Genomic DNA, 21,048 nt, shown 5'->3' on the forward strand with positions numbered 1-21,048 from the left:
AGTTCTTTTAGTTGTTGATTTCATAACACTCTCCAATTTTGGGGGTAGAAAGTGTCAACCTTATTTAGGACGGCACAGATGAAACAAATAAGGCTGCCGATTGGCAGCCTTATTTTTATTGAGGGCAGGGAAGAATATCTAAGGTGTAACTCTCGTTTGGAGTCTGCGGTGGCCCATATAAAATTCCACATTGTGTAAGGCTAGCTCTTTTTTCGTCGGCTGCAGCAATGACCATTTCGCGAGTTGTTGAACCAGCCGGGTGATGAAATGTTTTCCAATCCGAGTCTTCTTCGTTCAGTCCTTGCACGAGTAACTTCATCGATTCGCTATCAGAATCAGGATATCCATATAAAAAAACACAGCGCTTTGAACCACCAATATTACAGCCGTCAAATGGTAAATCTGCCATTAAAGCACTGTCTACGAAGTTTGAAACGTAAGGCTTGCTTTCCAATCCCGCAATCGCCATTTTCCCATAACCGACGCCTAATGCTGACGCAATAGCGCCTTTCATTCCTTCCAAACGAGCTTCACGTGCATCACTTTGAAGGTTTAAAAAGCGTGGCGCGGCAGTGACAGCAAGAATACCGAGCACGACAATAACTACGACTAACTCTATTAGAGTAAATCCCGTTTGTTTTTTCATATTATTTTCACAGCAAGTTAAAGGTAGAAAAACACTGACCGTACACTTGTTTATTGTGTAAATAAGTACGGTAATGATAAATCGATCAATAGTATAAAGAGGTGAGTTGTAAAGTGCTATACGGACGCCGCACTAATTGACTGAATCTATTAAATGCTACGGAGAATTCACGGGTCTAATTCGGCTAGATTTTAAGAGGTCATTAATTCCGCTGAAGAAATGCTGCGTGAACAGGCGAGCATGAATCCTCTTCGATGTAAGCAAACATGTACATCAGCGGAATGAAATACAAAATGCAAATGAGGGCGAACCGCACAAATGGATTGTCTTTTTATTCACTTTGATGAATGCTACGCGGAATTCATATCGCAGTATGCCTGAGGTATTCATCATGCGAATGTGCTTTGGTTTTGTGTTTATTTTTCAAATATAAGAATAATCTAAATGGAATTCGATTCGATAAACTTCCTTGCAATAGGTTTGATATTTCTTGGCTCTTATGTCCAGACCGCAATCGGTTTTGGCTTGGCTATTGTTGCCGCACCTTTACTGATTCTTTGGGCACCAGAATATGTTCCTGCGCCAATCTGTTTAGTCGCGTTATTTATTTCGTTGATGAATGCGATGAAGCACCGCAGTAGTGTTGAAATCGGCGGTTTAAAGATGGCGTTGATTGGGCGAGTGCCGGGATCAATTGCTGGTGGCTTGCTACTCTTTTTTGTATCTACACAAACTCTCACGCTTTGGATTGGTTTGTTGGTGCTGTTTGCAGTCGTGGTGAGTGTTTTACCGTTTCGGGTTGAGCCTACGCCTTCGCGTATGACATGTGCTGGTTTCTTTTCTGGGTTGTTTGGTACCAGTTCTGCGATTGGAGGCCCTCCGATGGCGTTATTGTTGCAGCATCAAGAAGCGAATCAGTTACGCGGTAATTTATCGGCTTTTTTTGTTTTCAGTTCGATTATTTCACTAATAGTACAAATCCCAGTAGGCTTCTTCACATTGCATCATTTGGTCATTACTATTCCTCTATTACCTGCTGCGGCGCTTGGTTACTGGCTAGCAATGAAAACTACCCAGTCGTTACCAAAAGAAAAGATTCGGTTTGGGGCACTTATGTTGTGTTTTGTAAGTGGCTTTACCGCCGTCGTACAAGCGTTGAGCCAATAATGCCATCTGCATCATAAAGTCACTGCGGGATTGCATTCCTTTTTATGTATGGCGGACTTGTTTACTTACGCCAAATTGGTCGTTTAGATGGGCGATAGTTTTATGAATAACACTCGTTATGGCACTTTTATGGCAGCATTCTCCTTTGTGATCTGGGGATTGCTACCAATTTATTATCGTTATTTACCGAATGCTTCTATGGATGAGTTGCTAGCATGGCGAATCATTGGGTCTGTACCTGTCGGGTTTCTAATTGTACTTGGGATAACCCGTCGAGAGCTGAATTGGAAAGAAATCTGGCTTGATAAAAAATCCTTGTGGTACACGTTTGTGGCGAGCAGTTTGATGTGTATTTCTTGGAGTGCGTTCACTTGGGCTTTGACCCATCATCGGGTCATCGATGCCAGCTTAGGCTTCTTTATTGGACCATTAGTATCTGTTGCACTGGGCGTATTTATTCTTGGGGATAAGCTCTCAATAGGCAAGCTTATTGCAATCGTGTTGGCAACAATTGGTGTTATGTATCAAGTGATTCACTATGGTCAGCTACCCGTTATCGCACTAACGATGGGGTTGTTCTTTGCTTTGTATGGGCTGTACAAGAAGAAGATAAATTATGACTGGAGTACAACCTTGTTTGTTGAGGCGTTGTTACTGACTCCAGTTGCACTCGCATATTTGCTCTATAAACAATGGGCAACTGGTGAACTGGCTTCGGGCACAGATACCACAACATTGCTTTTGTATTTTGGCAGTGCACCTATCACACTTTTACCACTCGTATTTTATTCTATCGCAATACGTATAACTAATTTATCAACCGTCGGTCTAATGCAATACATCGAGCCAAGCTTGCAGTTTGTGTTGGCAGTTATGTTTTTTGGCGAGTTGTTTGACGAAGTGAAAGCGGTGACCTTTGCATTTATTTGGGTAGGGCTGTTGTTCACAATTTTTGAAAGTATTATCAAAGGGCATCGGCGCAAAAAGCTGGTCAAACACCCCTTATAGTGGTTTCAATATTCTCACATATTAGCTTCTTTATTCTTATGCCCTCCATTCGAGGGCATTTTTAATGTCATGAAGCATTGGCTTTCGTTTTTTGCCCGAATAGAAATCATAACTTGAGATTATTTGACGCATTATCATAATGATACCGCTATAGTTATAGCCAAGTGACACGCTTATATAAGTGAAAACCAGATCAAGAAGGACGACATATGATCACAGCTCTGTATGCCAACATTCTCGCAATACTCATTATTTGGTTGGCTGTTCAAGTAATTAAGCAACGTCGCTTAAATCAAATTGCTTATGCAGATGGTGGGGTAGAGGCTCTACAAATTGCTCGTAGTGCCCAGAGTAATGCGACAGAATATATCCCCATCACCCTGATTTTAATGGCACTTTTAGAATTCAATAGTGCTTACCCAACATGGATACATCTCACCGGTATTATTTTTGTAATTGGTCGAGTTATTCATGCTAAAGGCATATTGAAAAAAGACTTGAAAAAGCGCATTAGAGGGATGCAGGTGACATTTCTGGTGATACTTTCATTGGTTGTGTTAAATATGATTTACCTGCCATACGATAAGTTATGGTAAGTCTGCGACGTTACATTCCACCACCTTGGGTACTCGTTCTGATTGGATTAGTACTGAATATTGGCGCGATCATCGTTACTAGCTTAGTCCTTGATAAGTTGGGTAAACAGCACTCGCAGCTCGCAGAGCAAACAGCAGAAAACTTGTATTCCATCCAACTCGCATGGAACAGTGTGGAAACCCTAGAAAGGAAAAGAGAAGCTTTACTGCTGCATGTGCACATAAGTCAGAGCGTAGCGATACCTTTAGAGCTAGAAGAGGTATTAGCAGGTCATTTATCTTCTTGGGTTCATAACGAGTCGGATGAAATAAAAATTGATCAACTTCCTCAACTAATGTCAAAGATAAATCAGGCACAAGCTTCGTATAGAGACCGCATCGATAATTACTACATTGAGAATGTAGAGCTCAATGAGGTAATGGCAAAGCAGGATGAAAAGATCGCTTGGTACAAGAATATCGGACTCTTCTTACAAGTATTCGGACTTGCGTTAATCCTTGCACGCGACTTAGCTAGGAAGCAATAAAAGCAAGAGCTAAAGATCAGGTTTATTGCGAAATGCCAATGGTAGTTTGCAAATTGCAATTTATTCTGTGAGCAAACAGTAGCTATTGGTTAAGTTTTAATGAAAGTGATTAAATAACAACCTGTTTTTGTGCGCTGAAAAGTTGGCACGTCTCATGCTTTAGTATGAGTGACCCTTTCTAAGCCGAGGGTCACCTAGCCAACTGACGTTGTTAGTGAACCATCTTGTTCACAAATATATACAGCCAATCACGACTCCTTGTGGTTGGCTTTTTTTTATGCAGTCTAGAACTGTGCTTTAATCCAGATCATGCGATGGTCGGAAGATACATCCTTACCATCACCATACTTACCGATACGTGCATCGTTAAATAGTTTACGGCCTTCTTCATAAGACGCTGACCAGTACACACCAGAGTCTATTACATTCAAATTTGCTGAAGGCAAGGCATAGTCTACCCCTAAGCCAAACGTTGAAGTGATGCGATTCGGATATGGGTGAGTTGAACTGCGGTCAACAGCGTGTTCAGCTGCACCAAAGCTTGTTGGGTAAAGCTCACCATTCATCACGGTTTGGTTAACTAATGGATCGTTATGCAGCTTCTGCATTACAGAGCTAATGCCGTCACCAGCCACTGGATCAAGGTTTTGATCACCCATCATTACGAATTTAGCGCCGTTCGTTAAGCCACCTGTTTTACCCGCATCGTCGTAAAAATAGTCTTTGCCTTGAATGTAATGATGCCAAAACTCCACTTCTGCTGCGTTTTGCGCTTTGTTTTTACCGGTGTCGAATACTGGTGGAGTAGGATGAGACATCAACAAGTGTACAACTTCCTCGCCATTGCGAGTTGGAATGATGATTGGCGCGTCGACGTGATTTTTCGAAGATAGACGCATTTGATCCCACTCTTCCGCTGAGTACCATTCATCACCACACTTCATGCCGTCTGGAATCTTTTGCGAACCGTCACAGGTAGTAATGGTTGGAATTGTCGCACCTTCCATATCTTTCCATTTAAATGCTTGGAATGTACGTGTGTTTGCTGTGTCAATTTTATACTTAGACATAAGGGCAAATGCATATTGACCATGGTACATGCCAAAGCCCCATGCATCACCTGGCATTTGACCTGCGGTTCCGTTGTTGTCGAGATCAAACTCACTCAACAACCCTGTATTAGTTGAATAAGATTCAGCATAAGGGTATTCAATAGGCTCAAGGTTTGCTTCACCGCCCGCGCCATCGATACTTTGCGCGACAGACAAGTAGTTCTTCTGGAATCCTTCAATGGCTGCTTTGTTTTCGCCTGTTCCGTCGTTGTTGTATTCCGCCATCATAAGAACATCAGGACGATTCTTTTGAATGATTGCTGCAACGTTACGAATTTGAATGACTTTTTCCGCAGTGGTTTTGTCTTCGGCTGCGATTGAACCGTCTAAATAAGAGGTGACCAACGCAGCTTGCTGCGTTGGTTCAATTTGCATTTCATCTACCAAAGTTTCGAAGGTAGCGCGGTCAAAAGAGAGGTTGTAAGTCGCTATTTTTACTTCTTTAGGCTGAACATTGACGTATTCAGTATCGTCATTACATCCAGATAGTAGAGCGGCGCCAACAAGGACAGCGATAGAGGTTTTGATTGCTTTCATGGGTACGTCATACCTTATAATTAATTCGGCTGAATATTAAAGTCATCAGTCATTGTTTTAAGCGATATTAGTCACACAAACGTTTTCATATTTACATGTTCAATTAGTTTTTGTGTGATTTGTGCAATAAATGCAACACTTTCAACACCAGAAGGTTATATGTAAATTGTTAAAAAACGGTGTCGTTATTGATGCGAAATAGAGAGTCCGCCACCGTTAAAAAGAAAAGCGTAGAATTTAAGAGTGCATGAGATGTTTGAGTTGTATGCTTATCGACGTGTTTTATTTTTTATGTTTAGATTTCCGTATATAATAAGTAGTCAATCAGAAGTGAGGACGACCTCACCGCTCTATCTTTTCTCGGGGACGACCCCATCTCGTTGGGAAATGTGACATGGCTTGGGGAATTCTCTTCATTGCGGGCTTGTGTGAAATCGCATGGGCTGTCGGTCTTAAATATTCACAAGGGTTTACCAAATTCGGTGCTTCGGCATTCACTATTGTCTTTATGTTATTGAGCTTTTGGTTGCTTGGCATTGCGTTAAGAACCTTGCCTCTAGGCATTGCTTATGGCGTATGGGTAGGGATTGGCGCAATAGGCACGGCAGTCGTGAGTATTTATCTGTTCAATGAGCCAGCAACACTTATCAAAGCCTTAAGCTTGCTAATGATTGTCGCTGGTATCGCAGGGTTAAAAATATCAGCTTAACGTTAGGCTAAACACAAAACAGCCAGAGTCACTCTGGCTGTTTTTCTAAATGTCGTGTTTACGGTTCTGGGTAGGTATATCAAGCGTTGCGCTTAACAAAAGGTAATCGCAAGTGATGACCAAACGCATTAATTAATGCGCCTGTAACAATCAGACCGCCACCGACGTACGTCCAAATGATCGGAACCTCGCCAAAGAAAATGATGCCTAACAACACAGAAAATACGATCTGGATATACGAATAAGCGGAGGCTTTACCCGCTTGTTGAGTTTGCATCGCTTTGGTTAACCCCAATTGTCCAATTTGGGTAAAGACACCAACTAGAACCAACATGAAAGTCAGATATAGATCGGGCATTACAAAATCGTCGCCAATCAGTAAGAGTGAAGCGGGGAGAGCAACCAACGGGAAATAGAAAATGATCACTGAGCTGTCTTCTGTCTGACTCAGTTTTCTGACAATGACGTAGGCAATTGAGCTACCAAATGCGCCTAAGATCGCAATCATGACGCTAAACATTGGTAAAGCGCTATCTGAGCCTTGCCCAGTTTCTGGGCTTACCATGATATAGATGCCGAGTAAGCACAACGCAATACAAAGGAAAGTTGACGGCTGGATGCGCTCTTTCAAGAAAAATACGGCGAGTAGTGCAGTAAATACCGGATGAATATATTGGAATATCGTCGCTTCTGCCAAAGGTAAGGTGGTCACTGAATAATATACACACATCAGAGCCATCGTGCCCACAGCACCGCGTGCAAATAGTAATGGCTTATTATTGCCCCATAAAGAAATTCGTTTTCGCTTTACATCGAAATAACTAATGATAAGTGAAACGAGCGCTCTTGCTGCAACGATTTCAAAAACGGGGATACCGTAGTTGCCGACGTGCTTTACTGTAGCCGACATCAGAGCAAAGCCGAACGCGGAAAGCACCATAAAGCGCACACCGATGGGAATCATAGTGTTGAATGAATTGGACATTTTACTGCTCATTTGTTGCGACAGATCTCACTTTAGCATACTTAGTTAGCGATTAAATCCTCTCAACTCAAACACTTCTGTCGACAAGATGAATAAACAGTAGAATACGTAGCAATTAATCTGCCTCTCTCAGCGTAACAATAAAAACTCGATATTTAAGGAGCTTACATGATCCCGATAAAAGCAACGCATGTTTCAGGCGTTGTCATTTCAAAAATTGATGGTATAGAAAAAATGCTGTTACTCAAACGCGTAAAAGGTGGCTATTGGTGCCATGTTGCAGGTGGTATCGAAGCGGGTGAAGCCGGGTGGCAAACCATTTTAAGAGAGTTAAAAGAAGAGACACGAATTGACCAAGTTGAGTTACATACAGCAGACTTTCTAGAGCAGTTCTACGAAGCAAAAAATAACCGCATCATGGTTATCCCATGTTTTGTACTATTTTGTCCGCCTAACCAATCAGTTGTTCTTAACGAAGAGCATACAGAGTATCGCTGGTGTACGCTTGAAGAAGCTAAGCAGCTTGCTCCGTTTGCCAATCAGCATCACCTCTATGAACATGTATGGAAACATTATGTAGATGTGGCATCACTAACGCCATTTACGCTGATCGATCAAAAGGGCTAAATGAACGGCAACGGCTTTGATTAGTTTTTATAGAGAGGTTTGTTCTCATAAAATGAAGCGTTAGGATTTGCGCTGAGCGTTCACAATAAAAAGGAATAACATCTATGGATGAAGTCACATGCCAAGAGACGTATCAAGGAAATCACTTACAGAAGCGTTTTTCCGTCTCGCAAAGGGTCTCAATTGAGCCCCTCAATACGAAACACGCGTCCGCTTTACTAGAGGTTGTGAACACTCACCGAGAGAGCCTTGAGGGTTATCTACCTTGGACGGATTCTGTCACGAATCATAGAGAAGCTGTGAACTACATTTCCCAGCGAGTGAACAGTAACGCGCTGGATTCCCACTGGTGTGCAATTTATTTTGATGAGCAGCTTACGGGTGTTATTGGCATTAAAGGTGTGGATTCACATACTCGTGTTACTGAAATTGGCTACTGGCTTGCCAACAATGGGCGAGGCCATCGTGTGATTGATCAAGTGCTCGCAGTATTGATCCCTTTTTTGAAGCAGAAAGGGCACGCACAATTCATTCAGTTCCATTGTATGGAAGATAACATCGCTAGCATCAATATTGCTGAGCGTGCAGGCGCCACATTAAAAGAATACGTTGATCATGAGTTCGATATGCTTGACCGCTCTCAACGACTAGGCATTTATGAACTACGTTTGATGTAGTATCCACCCCAGAAATATTTTAATCAGAGTTCGAACTCTAACTTCACGAGCGCTACAATAGTAACATTGTTGCGCTCGTGTTAACTTGGGGCGTCATTGGCAGAAACTAGGCTAGGAGAAGCATCATGAACGCAATCACAGAGGTTGAAGTAGATAACTTGTTACAGCAAAGCCTCGAACGCTTAAAAGCGGCATATGCAGCCGAGCCTTATCCTAGTTTGGATGAACGTAAACAGCGCCTCGTTTTGTTAAAAAAATCGCTGCTTGAGAACAAACAAGCTTTGGTTGAAGCGTTAAGTGACGATTTTGGCTATCGCTCAGAATTTGATACCGCCATGACCGACGTTTTGCCAACGGTCTCGCATATTAATTATACCCTCAAACGACTAAAAAAATGGTGCAAACCCAGCAAGCGCGAATCCGGCTTATTGCTCGCACCTTCTAAAGTCACCGTTCAGTATCAACCGTTAGGTGTCGTCGGGATCATTTCACCGTGGAACTTTCCTGTGATTTTGAGCCTTGCGCCTTTAGTGACAGCATTGGCTGCTGGCAACCGCGTGATGATGAAGCTCAGCGAATTTACGCCAAAAACCAATAAAGTCATCGTCGATATTTGCCGTGGGTTGTCTGAGTATGTCGAAGTTTTTGAGGGTGAAGCAGACGTCGCACAAGCATTCAGCCAACTGCCATTCGATCACCTTTTGTTCACGGGTTCTACGAGTGTTGGCCGCGCAGTGGCAAAAGCGGCAGCGGAAAACCTTACCCCGGTGACGTTAGAGTTGGGTGGAAAGTCCCCGGTGATCATTGCAAAAGATGCAGACATGAAGAAAGCCGTTGATGCTATCTTGTTTGGTAAATGCATTAATGCAGGCCAGATTTGTGTCGCGCCTGACTACGCGTTTGTACCGCAAGAACGTGTCGAAGAGTTCATTTCGCTATTCTTAAAACGTTTTGAAAAGCTCTATTTAAAATCCAACAAGAATCAAAAGCTGACCCATATTGTCAACCAACGACAATATGATCGTTTAACTGCGCTACTTGAGGATGCAAAAGCGCAAGGTGCTAACCTTCACACTGTTGAAGCGTCGCCCCAAGAGGAACGACTTCTGTATCCTCATTTGGTCACGGATGTGTCGCCGAATATGCGAATCATGCAAGAGGAGATCTTCGGGCCATTTCTACCTGTTAAGCCCTACAATGCCGTTGATGAAGCGATTGACTACATTAATCAGCACCAAAGACCACTTGCGCTGTATGTTATGTCGGACGACAAATCGACCATCAAACATATTGTACGCAACACCCACAGTGGTGGCGTCGGCGTTAATGATACGGTTTTACATGTTGGCGCTGAAGATGCGCCTTTTGGTGGCGTTGGTGAATCGGGTATTGGGCATTATCACGGAGAGGAAGGATTCAGAACTTTTAGTCATGCGAAAACCATTCTTCACACACCGAAATGGTTGCCAAGAACGAGCGTATTAATGCGCCGTAGGGCTATGGCGATAAAAGCGATCCAAAAGATCTTTGTTCGATAATAATTATGATTTGATTGATAAAAAACCGCCCGAATAGGCGGTTTTTTGTTTCTATATGCTCTGAAACGCTGGGCACCAAAGTCCGAGAAACTTCCATCGCGTGCTACCAACAAAACAAAGAAAGGCTCTTGTTGAAAGAGCCTTGTTCAGGAAGTGTCGAGAGATCTTGGCAAGTTTAATGCAGAACTTCACTGCTGAATCTTAGATATCTACAGTCGTTCATCAGTTCTTTAAACGCCTTTCGGTCCAGCTTAATCAGAGTTTCATGATCGCCAGCTTCAAGGTAGACATGTTCCAAGTTTGCTAGTCTTTCATCGCAAACTGTCGACATGTGGTAAGGGCTACCAATCGGTGGAATAGCGCCGTGTTCACAATCGGTGAAGAGTCGGTAAACCATATGCTCTTTCACCAAGTGGAAGGTGGCATTAAATTCGTCGTTTAATCTCGACAAACTGATTTTGTTGTTGGCAGGTAAGACCGCCATCATATGACGCCCTTCATGATCCTCTAGAATCACACCTTTTGCGATATTCATTAAAGGCACACCTGCTGCAACACCACTTTGTAGCGAGCTATGACTGTGGCTGTGATTCACGGTTTGAAAGTGAATGTTATGCTCAGTCAAATATTCATCTAATCGGGTTGCAATCGTCATATAGCCTCCACGTGTATGAGACCCATAAAAAGTATAGGTTAGTCGGGCGACAATCGCGCATTTTACTCGGCGACACTGACGCTCTTTACGCTCCTGTTCTACGCTTATTGCAAGCCAGCGAGAAAGCATGGTTAACAATAATAAATAGGGGGCAACATGAGCAAGCCAATCATCGCTGATAACAAGCCGATCAAAGTAGAGTTGAAAGCTGGGCAAGAATATTACTTCTGCCGATGTGGGCGTTCTAAAAATCAACCTTACTGCGATGGGTCTCATTCGGGAACCGGCTTAAAGCCAATGAGCTTTAGTGCGGAAAAAGACGAAGATGCCTATCTCTGCCAATGTAAGCATACCGCCAATGCTCCTTTTTGTGATGGTACACACAAGCGATTTACCGCAGAGCAAGTCGGTAAAGAGGGACCGGAACAAAAGCGAGAGAAAAGAGACAAACCAACGGCGTCTGCTACTCAAGAAGAACCAACCCTCGAGTTTATCCACCAATTAGCGAGAGAAGGACTCTCTAAACTCGGTCATCATGGTCCGTTGGCTGCAATGGGGGTTCCTAGGCATTTGCTACCACATTGGGATGCTATACAAATCATGGTGGCGCAAATGGCGACACAACCGTTGTTGGAAGACGTTCCTGTGTCTACCGAGTTGATTGTGGGACCAAACGCGCGTAAGCCGCTCAGACTCGCCATTCCTTTGTTGGTGTCGGACATGAGTTTTGGCGCACTTTCTGAAGAGGCGAAAATTGCACTAGCAAAAGGTGCAGAGTTGGCGGGGACTGGGATTTGCTCTGGTGAGGGTGGCATGTTACCGGAAGAGCAAGCCGCTAATTCACGGTATTTCTATGAGCTTGCTAGTGCTCAATTTGGCTACGACGAATCTAAGCTTCTTAATGTTCAGGCGTTTCACTTTAAAGGCGGGCAAGGAGCAAAAACGGGCACGGGTGGTCATCTGCCTGCAAATAAAAATGTAGATAAGATCTCTCAGGTGAGAGGCATCCCCGAAGGACAACCAGCGATATCACCACCAACGTTCAAAGATCTTCACACTACTCACGATTTCAGAAAGTTTGCTGACAGAGTTCGTGGCATCACAGGCGGTATTCCAATTGGATTTAAACTCAGTGCCAACCATATTGAGCAAGACATTCAGTTTGCGCTTGATGCTGGGGCTGATTACATCATCTTAGATGGTCGCGGTGGTGGCACGGGTGCGGCGCCAACTATGTTCCGTGATCATATTAGTGTGCCCACCATTCCTGCATTAGCTCGTGCACGTAAGTACTTAGATGAAAAAGGTGTAAGTGACCGCGTCACATTAATCATCACCGGTGGGTTGCGAGTTCCTACGGATTTTGTCAAAGCGTTGGCACTTGGAGCAGACGGAGTAGCGATAGCAAACAGTGCGATGCAATCGATCGGTTGTGTCGCGGCTCGCATCTGCAACACCAATAATTGCCCGGCAGGCATTGCGACACAAAATGCCGATTTGAGGCAGCGTCTCGACGTCGAAAAGTCATCCCAGCAACTGAAAAATTTCTTCGAATCCTCGGTCGAGCTCATGCAAGTCATGGCGAGGGCGTGTGGTCATCACGCTCTGAATGAATTTAGTCATCATGATTTAGCGACCTGGGATCACAACATGGCGAGGCTGTCTGGGATTAAGTATTCAGGTATGGACTTAAACTGATCTCTATCCATATTTTCTACATATAGGTACATGTTTGATAACAATTATTTATTCGCTGAAATGTTTGAAATTTTGACTTGGCGTTAACTAAAAAAACAGTGTATGGACTACGCTGTTTGAGGTGGATATTCGATTTATTGAATAACAAAGAGTGGTTACCACAACCACGACACGAAGGAGCATTATATGAGCAAAGCAAACGGCGGTTCGGTAGGTAAATGTCCAGTTATGCATGGTGGGCAAACATCTACAGATAAGTCGGTGATGGATTGGTGGCCGAATGCCTTGAACTTAGACATCCTGCATCAACACGACTCCAAAACCAACCCATTTGGTCAGGACTTTAATTACAAAGAAGAACTGAAAAAGCTAGATGTCGAAGCACTTAAAAAAGATTTAAAAGATTTAATGACTGATAGCCAAGACTGGTGGCCTGCCGACTGGGGACACTACGGTGGTTTAATGATCCGAATGGCATGGCATGCAGCGGGCAGTTATCGTATTGCGGATGGCCGTGGCGGTGCTGCTACAGGCAACCAACGCTTTGCTCCTCTCAACTCTTGGCCAGATAACGCCAACCTCGATAAGGCTCGACGCCTTTTATGGCCAATCAAGAAAAAATATGGCAACAAACTAAGTTGGGCAGACCTGATTGTCCTTGCCGGTAACATGGCGTACGAATCCATGGGTTTTAAGACCTTTGGCTTTGCGTTTGGACGAGAGGACATTTGGCACCCAGAAAAAGACACTTACTGGGGCTCTGAGCAAGAATGGTTAGCCACAAGTGACGCTGATAACAGCCGCTACTCTGGTGAGCGAGATTTAGAAAACCCGCTTGCTGCGGTAATGATGGGTCTTATCTATGTGAACCCTGAAGGGGTAGACGGTAACCCAGATCCTCTCAAAACAGCACATGACATGCGAGTGACCTTTGCGCGAATGGCAATGAACGATGAAGAAACCGTCGCGCTCACAGCTGGTGGTCACACGGTGGGTAAGTGTCATGGTAATGGTGATGCCGCAAACCTTGGCCCAGAGCCCGAAGCAGCAGACGTTCATGAGCAAGGTCTTGGCTGGATTAATCACAAAACACGTGGTATTGGCCGTGACACGGTAACGAGTGGTATTGAAGGTGCTTGGACAACACACCCTACACAATGGGACTACGGATACTTCCACCTACTATTTAAGTATGACTGGGAACTGAAAAAGAGCCCAGCCGGCGCATGGCAATGGGAGCCAATCGACATTGAAGAACAAGACAAGCCTGTCGATGTTGAAGATGGTTCTAAGCGCTACAATCCAATCATGACCGACGCCGATATGGCGCTCAAAATGGACCCTGAATATCGTAAGATTGCAGAAAAGTTCCAAAATGACCCTGCGTACTTTGATGACGTTTTTGCTCGTGCCTGGTTTAAGTTGACACACCGCGATCTAGGACCAAAATCATGTTATTTCGGCCCTGATGTGCCAAGCGAAGATCTTATTTGGCAAGACCCAACGCCCGCAGGTAAGACAGACTACGATGTTGATTTAGTAAAAACAAAAATCGAAGCAAGTGGCCTATCCATTAGTGAGTTAGTTAGTACGGCGTGGGATAGTGCGCGTACTTACCGTGGCTCTGACCGCCGAGGCGGTGCAAATGGCGCGAGAATTCGCTTGGCTCCGCAAAAAGATTGGCAAGGGAACGAACCTGAACGTCTAAGCCGTGTTCTTGCTGTGCTAGAAAAAATAGCAGCAGAAGAGGGCTGTAGTGTTGCAGACGCTATCGTGCTTGCTGGGAACGTAGGTATTGAACTGGCTGCGCGTGCCGCAGGTCATAATGTTTCCGTACCATTCGCGCCAGGCCGAGGTGATGCCACCCAAGAGATGACGGATGTGGAATCGTTCGAAGTACTTGAGCCTGTTGCTGACGGTTTCCGAAATTGGTTGAAGAAAGACTACGCGGTTAAGCCAGAAGAGCTTTTATTAGATCGTGCTCAGCTTATGGGGCTAACGGCGCCAGAAATGACGGTACTTATCGGTGGTATGCGCGTTCTAGGCAGTAACTACGGCGGTGGAAAAGAGGGCGTATTTACTGACCGAGTAGGCACTTTGTCGAATGATTTCTTCGTGAACCTTACTGACATGGCATATACGTGGAAACCAGTGAGTGCTAATCAATATGAAATCCGTGATCGTAAAACCGACGCTGTGAAGTGGACGGCTACTCGAGTGGATCTTGTCTTTGGTTCAAACTCGATCCTGCGTTCGTATGCGGAAGTGTATGCGCAAGATGATAATCAGGAAAAATTCATCCATGACTTCATCGCCGCATGGGCGAAAGTCATGAACGCGGATCGTTTTGACTTGCAATAAGTGAAACGATGTTCATCGATAGATGCGTAAACAAAGTTGATGAATAAGTAAGAGAGGCGGGCGAAAAGCTCGCCTTTTTCTTTACCTATCTTTTTACTTTGATTGTTACTTTGATTGAAAATTAAGCTCATTTGAACCATAATAACCGGACCATATGAACCACAGGAGCTTGATATGGCAACTGCAGCATTAAAAAGCTTCAAACCGAAACAACCTCATAAAGCCAATTTCTGGTTTATGTTGGGTATTGAAGACGCTGAAACAGGTCGCACTGATGCGGTTCACAAAGGCTTTGAGCCAAAGGTGTATCGCAATATTGTTGAGCGTGTGAAGCTTTCTCAGAGTGAGTTTCAAAACGTCACATTGATACCTGTTAGCACGATCAAGCGTCGTCTAAAAAACGATGAGCGCTTCAATACGCAAGAAAGTGATGCAATCTATCGATTAGCGATGTTATTGAAACTCGCGACAGAACTGTTTGACGACGAAGAGCGCGCGTTAAAATGGATGAGAGAGAATGTGTATGGCTTAGGTGGAAAACGTCCACTTGATATGGTCTCGACCACGGTGGATTTTGAAATCGTAAAAGATTTGATCGGCCGTTTAGAGCACGGGGTATTCTCGTAATATGAAGCTCTATCGTCTCACACAAAAGAAATTTGCTGACACGCCATTCAGCCCCGTTGGCGCAAAGTTATTTGGAGGGCGATGGAACTCAAAAGGAACCGAAGCCCTCTACTTCTCTGAATCGGAATCCCTTTGCTCGTTGGAAGTGTTTGTGCACGTAAACAACGATCCTGCTATCACCAAACTTTACGATTTATATCGTATTGAAATGCCAGAATACCTCATCGCCACCTTAGATGAAGAAGATCTCCCTGTGACGTGGCGAGCAATACCGGCGAGCGAGTCTACGCAGTACATTGGTGATCAGTTTCTCAATGATCCTCATCCAGAGTTTGCCGCGCTGCAAGTGCCTTCAACGATTTCACCTCGTGATAAAAACTACGTGGTGAATCCAAATCATCCCAAAATGAAAGAGATCATCAAGAAAGCCGAAAAGCTCGATTTCGCGTTTGATCCGCGCATTTTCAAATAGACGCCTAGCTTTGTCTTGCTTTAAAGCATTCAGCGCTTACCTGAGATAAGCGCTGAAGCATAAAAGTTTATTTCCTTGGTTATTGTCGGTCGTAAGTGAACTGTTGCGCTTCATTTGTAGTGTTGAGGTAATGCCCAAGCACCAACTCAGCACCTTTGTAAGATAAATGGCTGTCATCCGTATACATCGCATTGTTTGCTCCAACTCTCATTCGACATACGCCATTTCTGCAAATGGCATCGGTCAAGTCGACAAACTCAACGTGCTCAAATTGCTCAAAGTAGTTCACTAACTTCGCGACGTTTCGAGGGTGATGTTGTTTGGGAGAAAAGTCGCAGGCAGACTCTTCTGTCTCGCCAAACAAACGCGCTTTCCAAAGGCATTCTCCTACCGCAAACGGTGCAGAAGGGGTTGGACTAAAAACGACCACTTCCTTTCCTTTCAGTTCATTCAATAATTTGGTTAATGATGCTTCATAATCGGCTTGTGAAAGCTCTTTATTGAAATTAGAAGAGATAACAACGCGACGAATGGAAGGGGTACTTAGAATGGTATCGACAGCCTCATTAAAGAACTGTCGGCAAGGAACTGAGCCAGCGCCTTTGATGGTGTCGACATAACCGACCGCACAGGAATCTTGAGTAAGTTGTACCACGCCAGTTGGTGTTACTTCGGATAGACGCTTCACGTAAACCATGCTGTGACTATTGCCTAACACAGCGATGGCGGGCTGCGGCGCAGACGAGCACACATCGTTAACGTTGGTGTTGCCGTTGCAATCTAAACCATAACCGTTGTTAACGCGCATGGCCTCGAAAAATACGCTTCTTTCTGGAAAACCACCGTTTTGATGACCGATAACGCCGAACGTTAGCAAGGGCAACGTCAACAACACAATAACCGCGGACACAGTGCGCATGCTCATGGCTTTTCGGCTACGGAACGGCTTTTCAATAAAGCGCCAAGTGAAGTAAGACAGTACAAAAAGAGCGATAACGTAAAGCGGGATATTGACGTCTTGTGTTGCGTCCAACACGTAGCGGTAAAAGACAAATAATGGAATGTGCCACAAGTATAAGCTGTAGCTGATTAAGCCGACGAACACGACCCACTTTAGGCTCAGTAATCTACCGCAGACATTGTCTTTAGAGGCAAACAAAATCACCAACGCGCTACCGATGACCGGCACCAGCAGCGTAATGCCCGCGCCATCTTGCGATTTTTCAAACAAAAGCGCGGAAGCCAATATCAAAACGATGCCAATGGTTGCTAGCGTATCGTTAGATTGAACTTGGACTTTTCTCATCACTAATGCGAGTAATGAACCGGTTGCCAGTTCCCAAGCACGAGAGAAGATCATGTAAAAAGCGAAATCAGGATCGTTGCTCGCGTAGACAATAGTCATCAAACTCAGCGCAAATACCGCGATGAAAAAAGTCAGGTAAAACGCGTTTTTACCACGAGCGAGTAGCATGAGTAGTAAAGGAATGACAATGTAGTATTGTTCTTCAACGCCCAAGCTCCAAGTGTGAAACAGCGGATTGGCTTGATCTTCTAAACCGAAGTAATTGTGGCCTTTTAGATACAGAAGAATGTTGGATGAAGAAAGAATAGAAGACACTGCGAACTGACCAACGTCTTTGTGTGCTTGCGGCAAAAATAGCCACCAAGACATCAAATAGCTGACGGCGATCACCACCAGTAAGAGGGGGAGTATGCGACGAATGCGTCGCTCATAAAAATCACCAAGGCTGAACTTCTGGTTTTCTAAGTCGTTAATCACGATGGCAGTGATCAAATAGCCGCTGATCACAAAGAACACGTCGACGCCAATAAAGCCACCAGCGAATTGCTCAACTCCTGCATGAAACAAAATCACCAACGTGACAGCAATCGCCCTTAATCCGTCTACTTCTGCTCTGTAAGTCATATCGTGTTGCTCCAACATTCCGTTTAATGAAGTAGAGCAAAATATGAACCAGAAATAATGTTTATTTAAATCAGTGCCTTAAAATGATCATCAAAATGAAAATGCTAGGTGGGTTAACGAATTCCCAAATTGAATTTCAATATGGAAACCCCATAAAGAATGATCTTAAGAAGTGCTAAATCAAAGAACGTAAAGCGCGAGGCACTTAGACTTCATTGAAAATGATTACGCTAAAGAAACGATGACAGAGAATACGATTCAGGAAAAAATTGCCAGCTTTACTTGTATCGAAGAGGCTTTGAATTACTTCGACATCGAGTTTGATAGCCGATTTATCGAAAACAATCGAACCGAGTTGGTTAAGAGGTTTAACGGCTACCTAATCCTCACTAAACCGGATGATTGGTTTTCAGGTCGTCGTGCTTTAAAGAATGCTTACTGTAAAGTACAACGCAGTTTGCTCAGTAAAACGACGCGCTCTGCGTGTCGAGGTTGTACATCTTGTCAAAGACGTTAATTCTGGTGGCTTGCCTAAAAAGAACCCTGCATCTTGGTGTCACAGGGGGAAGAGCAAGGTTCTTTTGGTTTCGCTATTGGTTTGTCGCGAGTTACGAATCAGCTTTACGTAGATGAATTAACCCGCGTGATACGCAGGGTAGTCCACCAAGCCTTTTTCACCGCCGCCGAACAATGTGGCAGGGTCATGTTCTGCCAGCGGATAGCCATGCTTGATGCGGCTTGGTAAGTCTGGGTTTGCAACAAACGGACGGCCAAAGCCAATCATGTCGGCTAAACCACTTTCAATCGCGTGTTGCGCCTTTTCTGCGTTGTAACGACCGGCATAGATCAGTGTGCCTTTATACGCCTCACGAACTGCGGTTTTAAAGTCGTGCGGAGTGTCTGGCGCGTCGTCCCAATCCACTTCAGCAATGTGAATGTAAACCACATTGAGTTTATCAAGCAGCGCTGCAGCGGCGGTGTAGGTTTCGACTGGCGTACTATCAACGGTGCCATTTAACGAAGTGAATGGTGCAAGACGAACACCAACACGCTCAGCGCCAATAGCTTGCGTCATCGCCTCTACCACTTCACCAAGAAAACGCAGACGGTTTTCAATTGAGCCGCCGTATTCATCGGTGCGGTTATTCGCTTCAGAATCGATAAACTGGTTAACCAAGTAGCCATTCGCTGCATGAAGCTCGATACCGTCGAATCCGGCTTCTATCGCGTTTAGGGCGGCTTGGCGGTACTCTTCAATAACGTTCTTGATGTCTTGTTTGGTCATTTCACGTGGCTCAACCACGTCGACAAAACCCGGTTCGTCTGTGCCGTTATCGACAAATACTTTCACGTTTTCTGCTTTTAGCGCAGAAGAAGAAATAGGCTGCTCACCGCCAATGTTATCAGGGTGAGTCACGCGACCAACGTGCCACAATTGCGCGAAGATAGTGCCGCCATTCTCGTGCACCGCATTGGTTACCTTTTTCCAGCCAGCAATTTGCTCTGGGCTGTAAATGCCTGGTGTCCATGCATAGCCTTGACCCATTGGCGAAATTTGTGTGCCTTCAGCAACGATTAGGCCCGCTTCAGCACGTTGAGCATAGTAGGTCGCCATCATGTCGTTAGCGATATTACCTGGTTGAGAAGCACGAGAGCGCGTCATCGGAGGCATAACGATACGGTTTTTTAATGAGAGAGAGCCAAGTTGAATGGGTTGAAATAATGCGTCTGTCATAGGAAACCTCGTTATTTTTGAGTTTGGATGAGTTCGATTTGGTAACCATCGGGATCTTTAATGAACGCGATGTGAGTTTCTCCGCCTTTCATTGGACCTGGCTCGCGAGTAACGTTGCCACCAAGCGCTTTAATTTTTTCGCAAGCGGCGTAAATATCTTCAGACCCCAGTGCCATGTGTCCGAATGCGTTACCCAAGTCGTAACTGTCGGTATCCCAGTTATAAGTTAGCTCGATGGTCGCGCCATCTGGTTGATCAGGGTTACCAACAAACACCAGTGAGTAACGGTATTCTTGGTTTTCAAAACGATCCAAAACACTCATTCCCAGAACTTTTGTATAAAATTCGATAGATTTGTCTAGGTCAGCAACACGGATCATCGTGTGGAGAAACTTCATAAGTCGCCTTTTCATAACGTTGCGTAATCACTATGCAAACCATATCGCCACTCTAAATAAACTGGAAATTATCGTTAATTATTAAAATGATTATTTAGTGTTATGAAAAGCGAGGTTGCTGGCCCTGCAACATGCAAACAAAGATTACTCGCCGTTTCTTTTTAATTGTTGGCATATGCTAATTACTCTTTTGAGAAACCGAGTAACTATCATGTCCACAAACAGCTACTGTCATTACACTCACGAGTCTCATCATCAATGTGCGGTTTGTTCTTCAATTAATGTGAATCCGAACTCTTTGGCCGTGAACTATCAATACCTAGCCGATGGCTCTGTTGTCGGAGAGTTTCACGTTTTACCGCGTCATCAAGGTTACACAGACCTGTTGCATGGTGGTATTGCCAGTTCGCTTCTCGATGGTGCAATGACGCATTGTTTGTTATCTAGAGACATTCAAGCCCTTACGGCGCAGTTGGATGTGCGCTACCATGCACCGATTCAGTTAGATGATCGAGTCACGATTACTGCACACTGTGAAGGTGAACGACGCGGTATATATCAACTGGTGGCTCAATTGCGGGTCGAAAGCGAAGTTTATTCGTCCTAAAAAGGCATAAATAAAAACGTGTTCTACGGAGAGGCAATGAAGAAATTTGATGAGCTGTATGCAATTGCGACGAGAAAATCTCAATATGACCAAACCAATACTTGGTTTAAAGGCGTAGAGACTTATCTGGAGGCCATTGGCAAAGAAGTTGATGAAGTCCGCGAAGAGATTCGCGAGGATCGCCTTTGTCATTTGGAAGACGAGTTAGGCGATGTGTTGTGGAACTACCTTAACGTATTAAAAGCGCTGGAAAGAGAAAAGGGTATAGATCCTGAGAAAGTACTCGAAAGAGCCTGCACTAAATACGAGCAGCGTGTATCTGCGATTGAATCGGGACGCAGTTGGGATGAGATAAAACAGCAGCAGAAACAAGCCTTGAACGCGGAACATGAAGCCGCGCAGTTAGAAGATGTAAAGAGCCAATAACTGCGCTTGG

Annotated in this window: 22 protein-coding genes; 15 read left to right on the forward strand and 7 right to left on the reverse strand. The window is 44.4% G+C overall.

Going from position 1 to position 21,048, the window contains the following annotated elements; all coding sequences use genetic code 11:
- Positions 1-115: 115 nt before the first annotated feature.
- Positions 116-646, reverse strand: a complete 531-nt coding sequence (locus R8O11_RS20950; protein WP_005376513.1) for a prepilin-type N-terminal cleavage/methylation domain-containing protein — start codon at positions 644-646, stop codon at positions 116-118.
- Positions 647-1,090: 444 nt separating this feature from the next.
- On the opposite strand from R8O11_RS20950, the gene R8O11_RS20955 reads away from it, so the two are divergent.
- From R8O11_RS20955 to R8O11_RS20970, 4 genes are all read left to right on the forward strand, one after another.
- Positions 1,091-1,813, forward strand: coding sequence for a sulfite exporter TauE/SafE family protein (locus R8O11_RS20955; RefSeq protein WP_042520743.1), 723 nt, complete (start codon positions 1,091-1,093; stop codon positions 1,811-1,813).
- Positions 1,814-1,915: 102 nt separating this feature from the next.
- Complete coding sequence (gene rarD / locus R8O11_RS20960) at positions 1,916-2,821, forward strand: EamA family transporter RarD (protein ID WP_318194406.1); 906 nt, start codon at positions 1,916-1,918, stop codon at positions 2,819-2,821.
- Between the two features lie 209 nt (positions 2,822-3,030).
- A complete protein-coding gene (locus tag R8O11_RS20965) occupies positions 3,031-3,417 on the forward strand; it encodes an MAPEG family protein (protein ID WP_005376510.1) in 387 nt (128 codons plus the stop codon).
- On the forward strand, positions 3,411-3,944 hold the full coding sequence (locus R8O11_RS20970) for a hypothetical protein (RefSeq protein WP_017635341.1): 534 nt from the start codon (positions 3,411-3,413) through the stop codon (positions 3,942-3,944). Before R8O11_RS20965 ends, R8O11_RS20970 begins: the two co-directional genes overlap by 7 nt.
- Before the next feature lie 284 nt (positions 3,945-4,228).
- Here R8O11_RS20970 and R8O11_RS20975 read toward each other — a convergent pair whose 3' ends face one another.
- Entirely contained in the window at positions 4,229-5,593 is a 1,365-nt protein-coding gene (locus R8O11_RS20975; RefSeq protein ID WP_318194407.1) for an endonuclease/exonuclease/phosphatase family protein, read from the reverse strand.
- A gap of 394 nt (positions 5,594-5,987) precedes the next feature.
- Between R8O11_RS20975 and R8O11_RS20980 the strand changes: the two genes are divergently transcribed.
- Complete coding sequence (locus tag R8O11_RS20980; RefSeq protein WP_005376506.1) at positions 5,988-6,302, forward strand: DMT family transporter; 315 nt, start codon at positions 5,988-5,990, stop codon at positions 6,300-6,302.
- 79 nt (positions 6,303-6,381) lie between these two features.
- On the opposite strand, the gene R8O11_RS20985 is transcribed toward R8O11_RS20980, so the two are convergent.
- Complete coding sequence (locus tag R8O11_RS20985) at positions 6,382-7,287, reverse strand: DMT family transporter (RefSeq protein ID WP_169644068.1); 906 nt, start codon at positions 7,285-7,287, stop codon at positions 6,382-6,384.
- Between the two features lie 168 nt (positions 7,288-7,455).
- On the opposite strand from R8O11_RS20985, the gene R8O11_RS20990 reads away from it, so the two are divergent.
- From R8O11_RS20990 to R8O11_RS21000, 3 genes are all read left to right on the forward strand, one after another.
- Positions 7,456-7,914 carry an NUDIX hydrolase gene (locus tag R8O11_RS20990; protein ID WP_053303530.1) on the forward strand — a complete coding sequence of 153 codons (459 nt, stop codon included), beginning with the start codon at positions 7,456-7,458 and terminating at the stop codon, positions 7,912-7,914.
- Between the two features lie 104 nt (positions 7,915-8,018).
- Positions 8,019-8,591: a GNAT family N-acetyltransferase gene (locus R8O11_RS20995; protein WP_047101443.1), complete on the forward strand. Its 573-nt coding sequence runs from the start codon at positions 8,019-8,021 to the stop codon at positions 8,589-8,591.
- Positions 8,592-8,716: 125 nt separating this feature from the next.
- Positions 8,717-10,129 (forward strand): coniferyl aldehyde dehydrogenase, encoded by a 1,413-nt coding sequence (locus R8O11_RS21000; RefSeq protein WP_017820990.1) that lies wholly within the window; start codon positions 8,717-8,719, stop codon positions 10,127-10,129.
- Between the two features lie 175 nt (positions 10,130-10,304).
- On the opposite strand, the gene R8O11_RS21005 is transcribed toward R8O11_RS21000, so the two are convergent.
- Positions 10,305-10,784, reverse strand: coding sequence for an aminoacyl-tRNA deacylase (locus R8O11_RS21005; protein WP_053307635.1), 480 nt, complete (start codon positions 10,782-10,784; stop codon positions 10,305-10,307).
- 156 nt (positions 10,785-10,940) lie between these two features.
- On the opposite strand from R8O11_RS21005, the gene R8O11_RS21010 reads away from it, so the two are divergent.
- The 4 genes from R8O11_RS21010 to R8O11_RS21025 all read left to right on the forward strand — a co-directional run bounded on the left by R8O11_RS21010 (position 10,941) and on the right by R8O11_RS21025 (position 15,942).
- Entirely contained in the window at positions 10,941-12,482 is a 1,542-nt protein-coding gene (locus R8O11_RS21010; RefSeq protein ID WP_238975396.1) for a glutamate synthase-related protein, read from the forward strand.
- Positions 12,483-12,668: 186 nt separating this feature from the next.
- The gene (gene katG / locus R8O11_RS21015) at positions 12,669-14,843 is read left to right on the forward strand and encodes a catalase/peroxidase HPI (RefSeq protein WP_053307637.1); all 2,175 of its coding nucleotides are present in this window, start codon (positions 12,669-12,671) and stop codon (positions 14,841-14,843) included.
- Positions 14,844-15,017: 174 nt separating this feature from the next.
- Positions 15,018-15,470: an antitoxin Xre/MbcA/ParS toxin-binding domain-containing protein gene (locus R8O11_RS21020; protein ID WP_017820987.1), complete on the forward strand. Its 453-nt coding sequence runs from the start codon at positions 15,018-15,020 to the stop codon at positions 15,468-15,470.
- 1 nt (position 15,471) lies between these two features.
- Entirely contained in the window at positions 15,472-15,942 is a 471-nt protein-coding gene (locus R8O11_RS21025; RefSeq protein ID WP_005376497.1) for an RES family NAD+ phosphorylase, read from the forward strand.
- Between the two features lie 79 nt (positions 15,943-16,021).
- Here R8O11_RS21025 and R8O11_RS21030 read toward each other — a convergent pair whose 3' ends face one another.
- Positions 16,022-17,872 carry an acyltransferase family protein gene (locus tag R8O11_RS21030; RefSeq protein ID WP_238975398.1) on the reverse strand — a complete coding sequence of 617 codons (1,851 nt, stop codon included), beginning with the start codon at positions 17,870-17,872 and terminating at the stop codon, positions 16,022-16,024.
- 241 nt (positions 17,873-18,113) lie between these two features.
- On the opposite strand from R8O11_RS21030, the gene R8O11_RS21035 reads away from it, so the two are divergent.
- A complete protein-coding gene (locus R8O11_RS21035) occupies positions 18,114-18,389 on the forward strand; it encodes a nitrogenase-stabilizing/protective protein NifW (RefSeq protein WP_053349151.1) in 276 nt (91 codons plus the stop codon).
- Positions 18,390-18,506: 117 nt separating this feature from the next.
- Here R8O11_RS21035 and R8O11_RS21040 read toward each other — a convergent pair whose 3' ends face one another.
- Together R8O11_RS21040 and gloA are read right to left on the reverse strand one after the other, a co-directional pair.
- A complete protein-coding gene (locus tag R8O11_RS21040; RefSeq protein ID WP_017820984.1) occupies positions 18,507-19,607 on the reverse strand; it encodes an alkene reductase in 1,101 nt (366 codons plus the stop codon).
- Positions 19,608-19,618: 11 nt separating this feature from the next.
- On the reverse strand, positions 19,619-20,005 hold the full coding sequence (gene gloA, locus R8O11_RS21045; RefSeq protein WP_005376490.1) for a lactoylglutathione lyase: 387 nt from the start codon (positions 20,003-20,005) through the stop codon (positions 19,619-19,621).
- Between the two features lie 211 nt (positions 20,006-20,216).
- On the opposite strand from gloA, the gene R8O11_RS21050 reads away from it, so the two are divergent.
- The gene (locus R8O11_RS21050; RefSeq protein ID WP_258479066.1) at positions 20,217-20,612 is read left to right on the forward strand and encodes a PaaI family thioesterase; all 396 of its coding nucleotides are present in this window, start codon (positions 20,217-20,219) and stop codon (positions 20,610-20,612) included.
- Between the two features lie 36 nt (positions 20,613-20,648).
- A complete protein-coding gene (locus R8O11_RS21055) occupies positions 20,649-21,038 on the forward strand; it encodes a MazG nucleotide pyrophosphohydrolase domain-containing protein (RefSeq protein WP_047101463.1) in 390 nt (129 codons plus the stop codon).
- Positions 21,039-21,048: the final 10 nt, after the last annotated feature.

This window comes from Vibrio sp. 1288 (genome assembly GCF_033344475.1).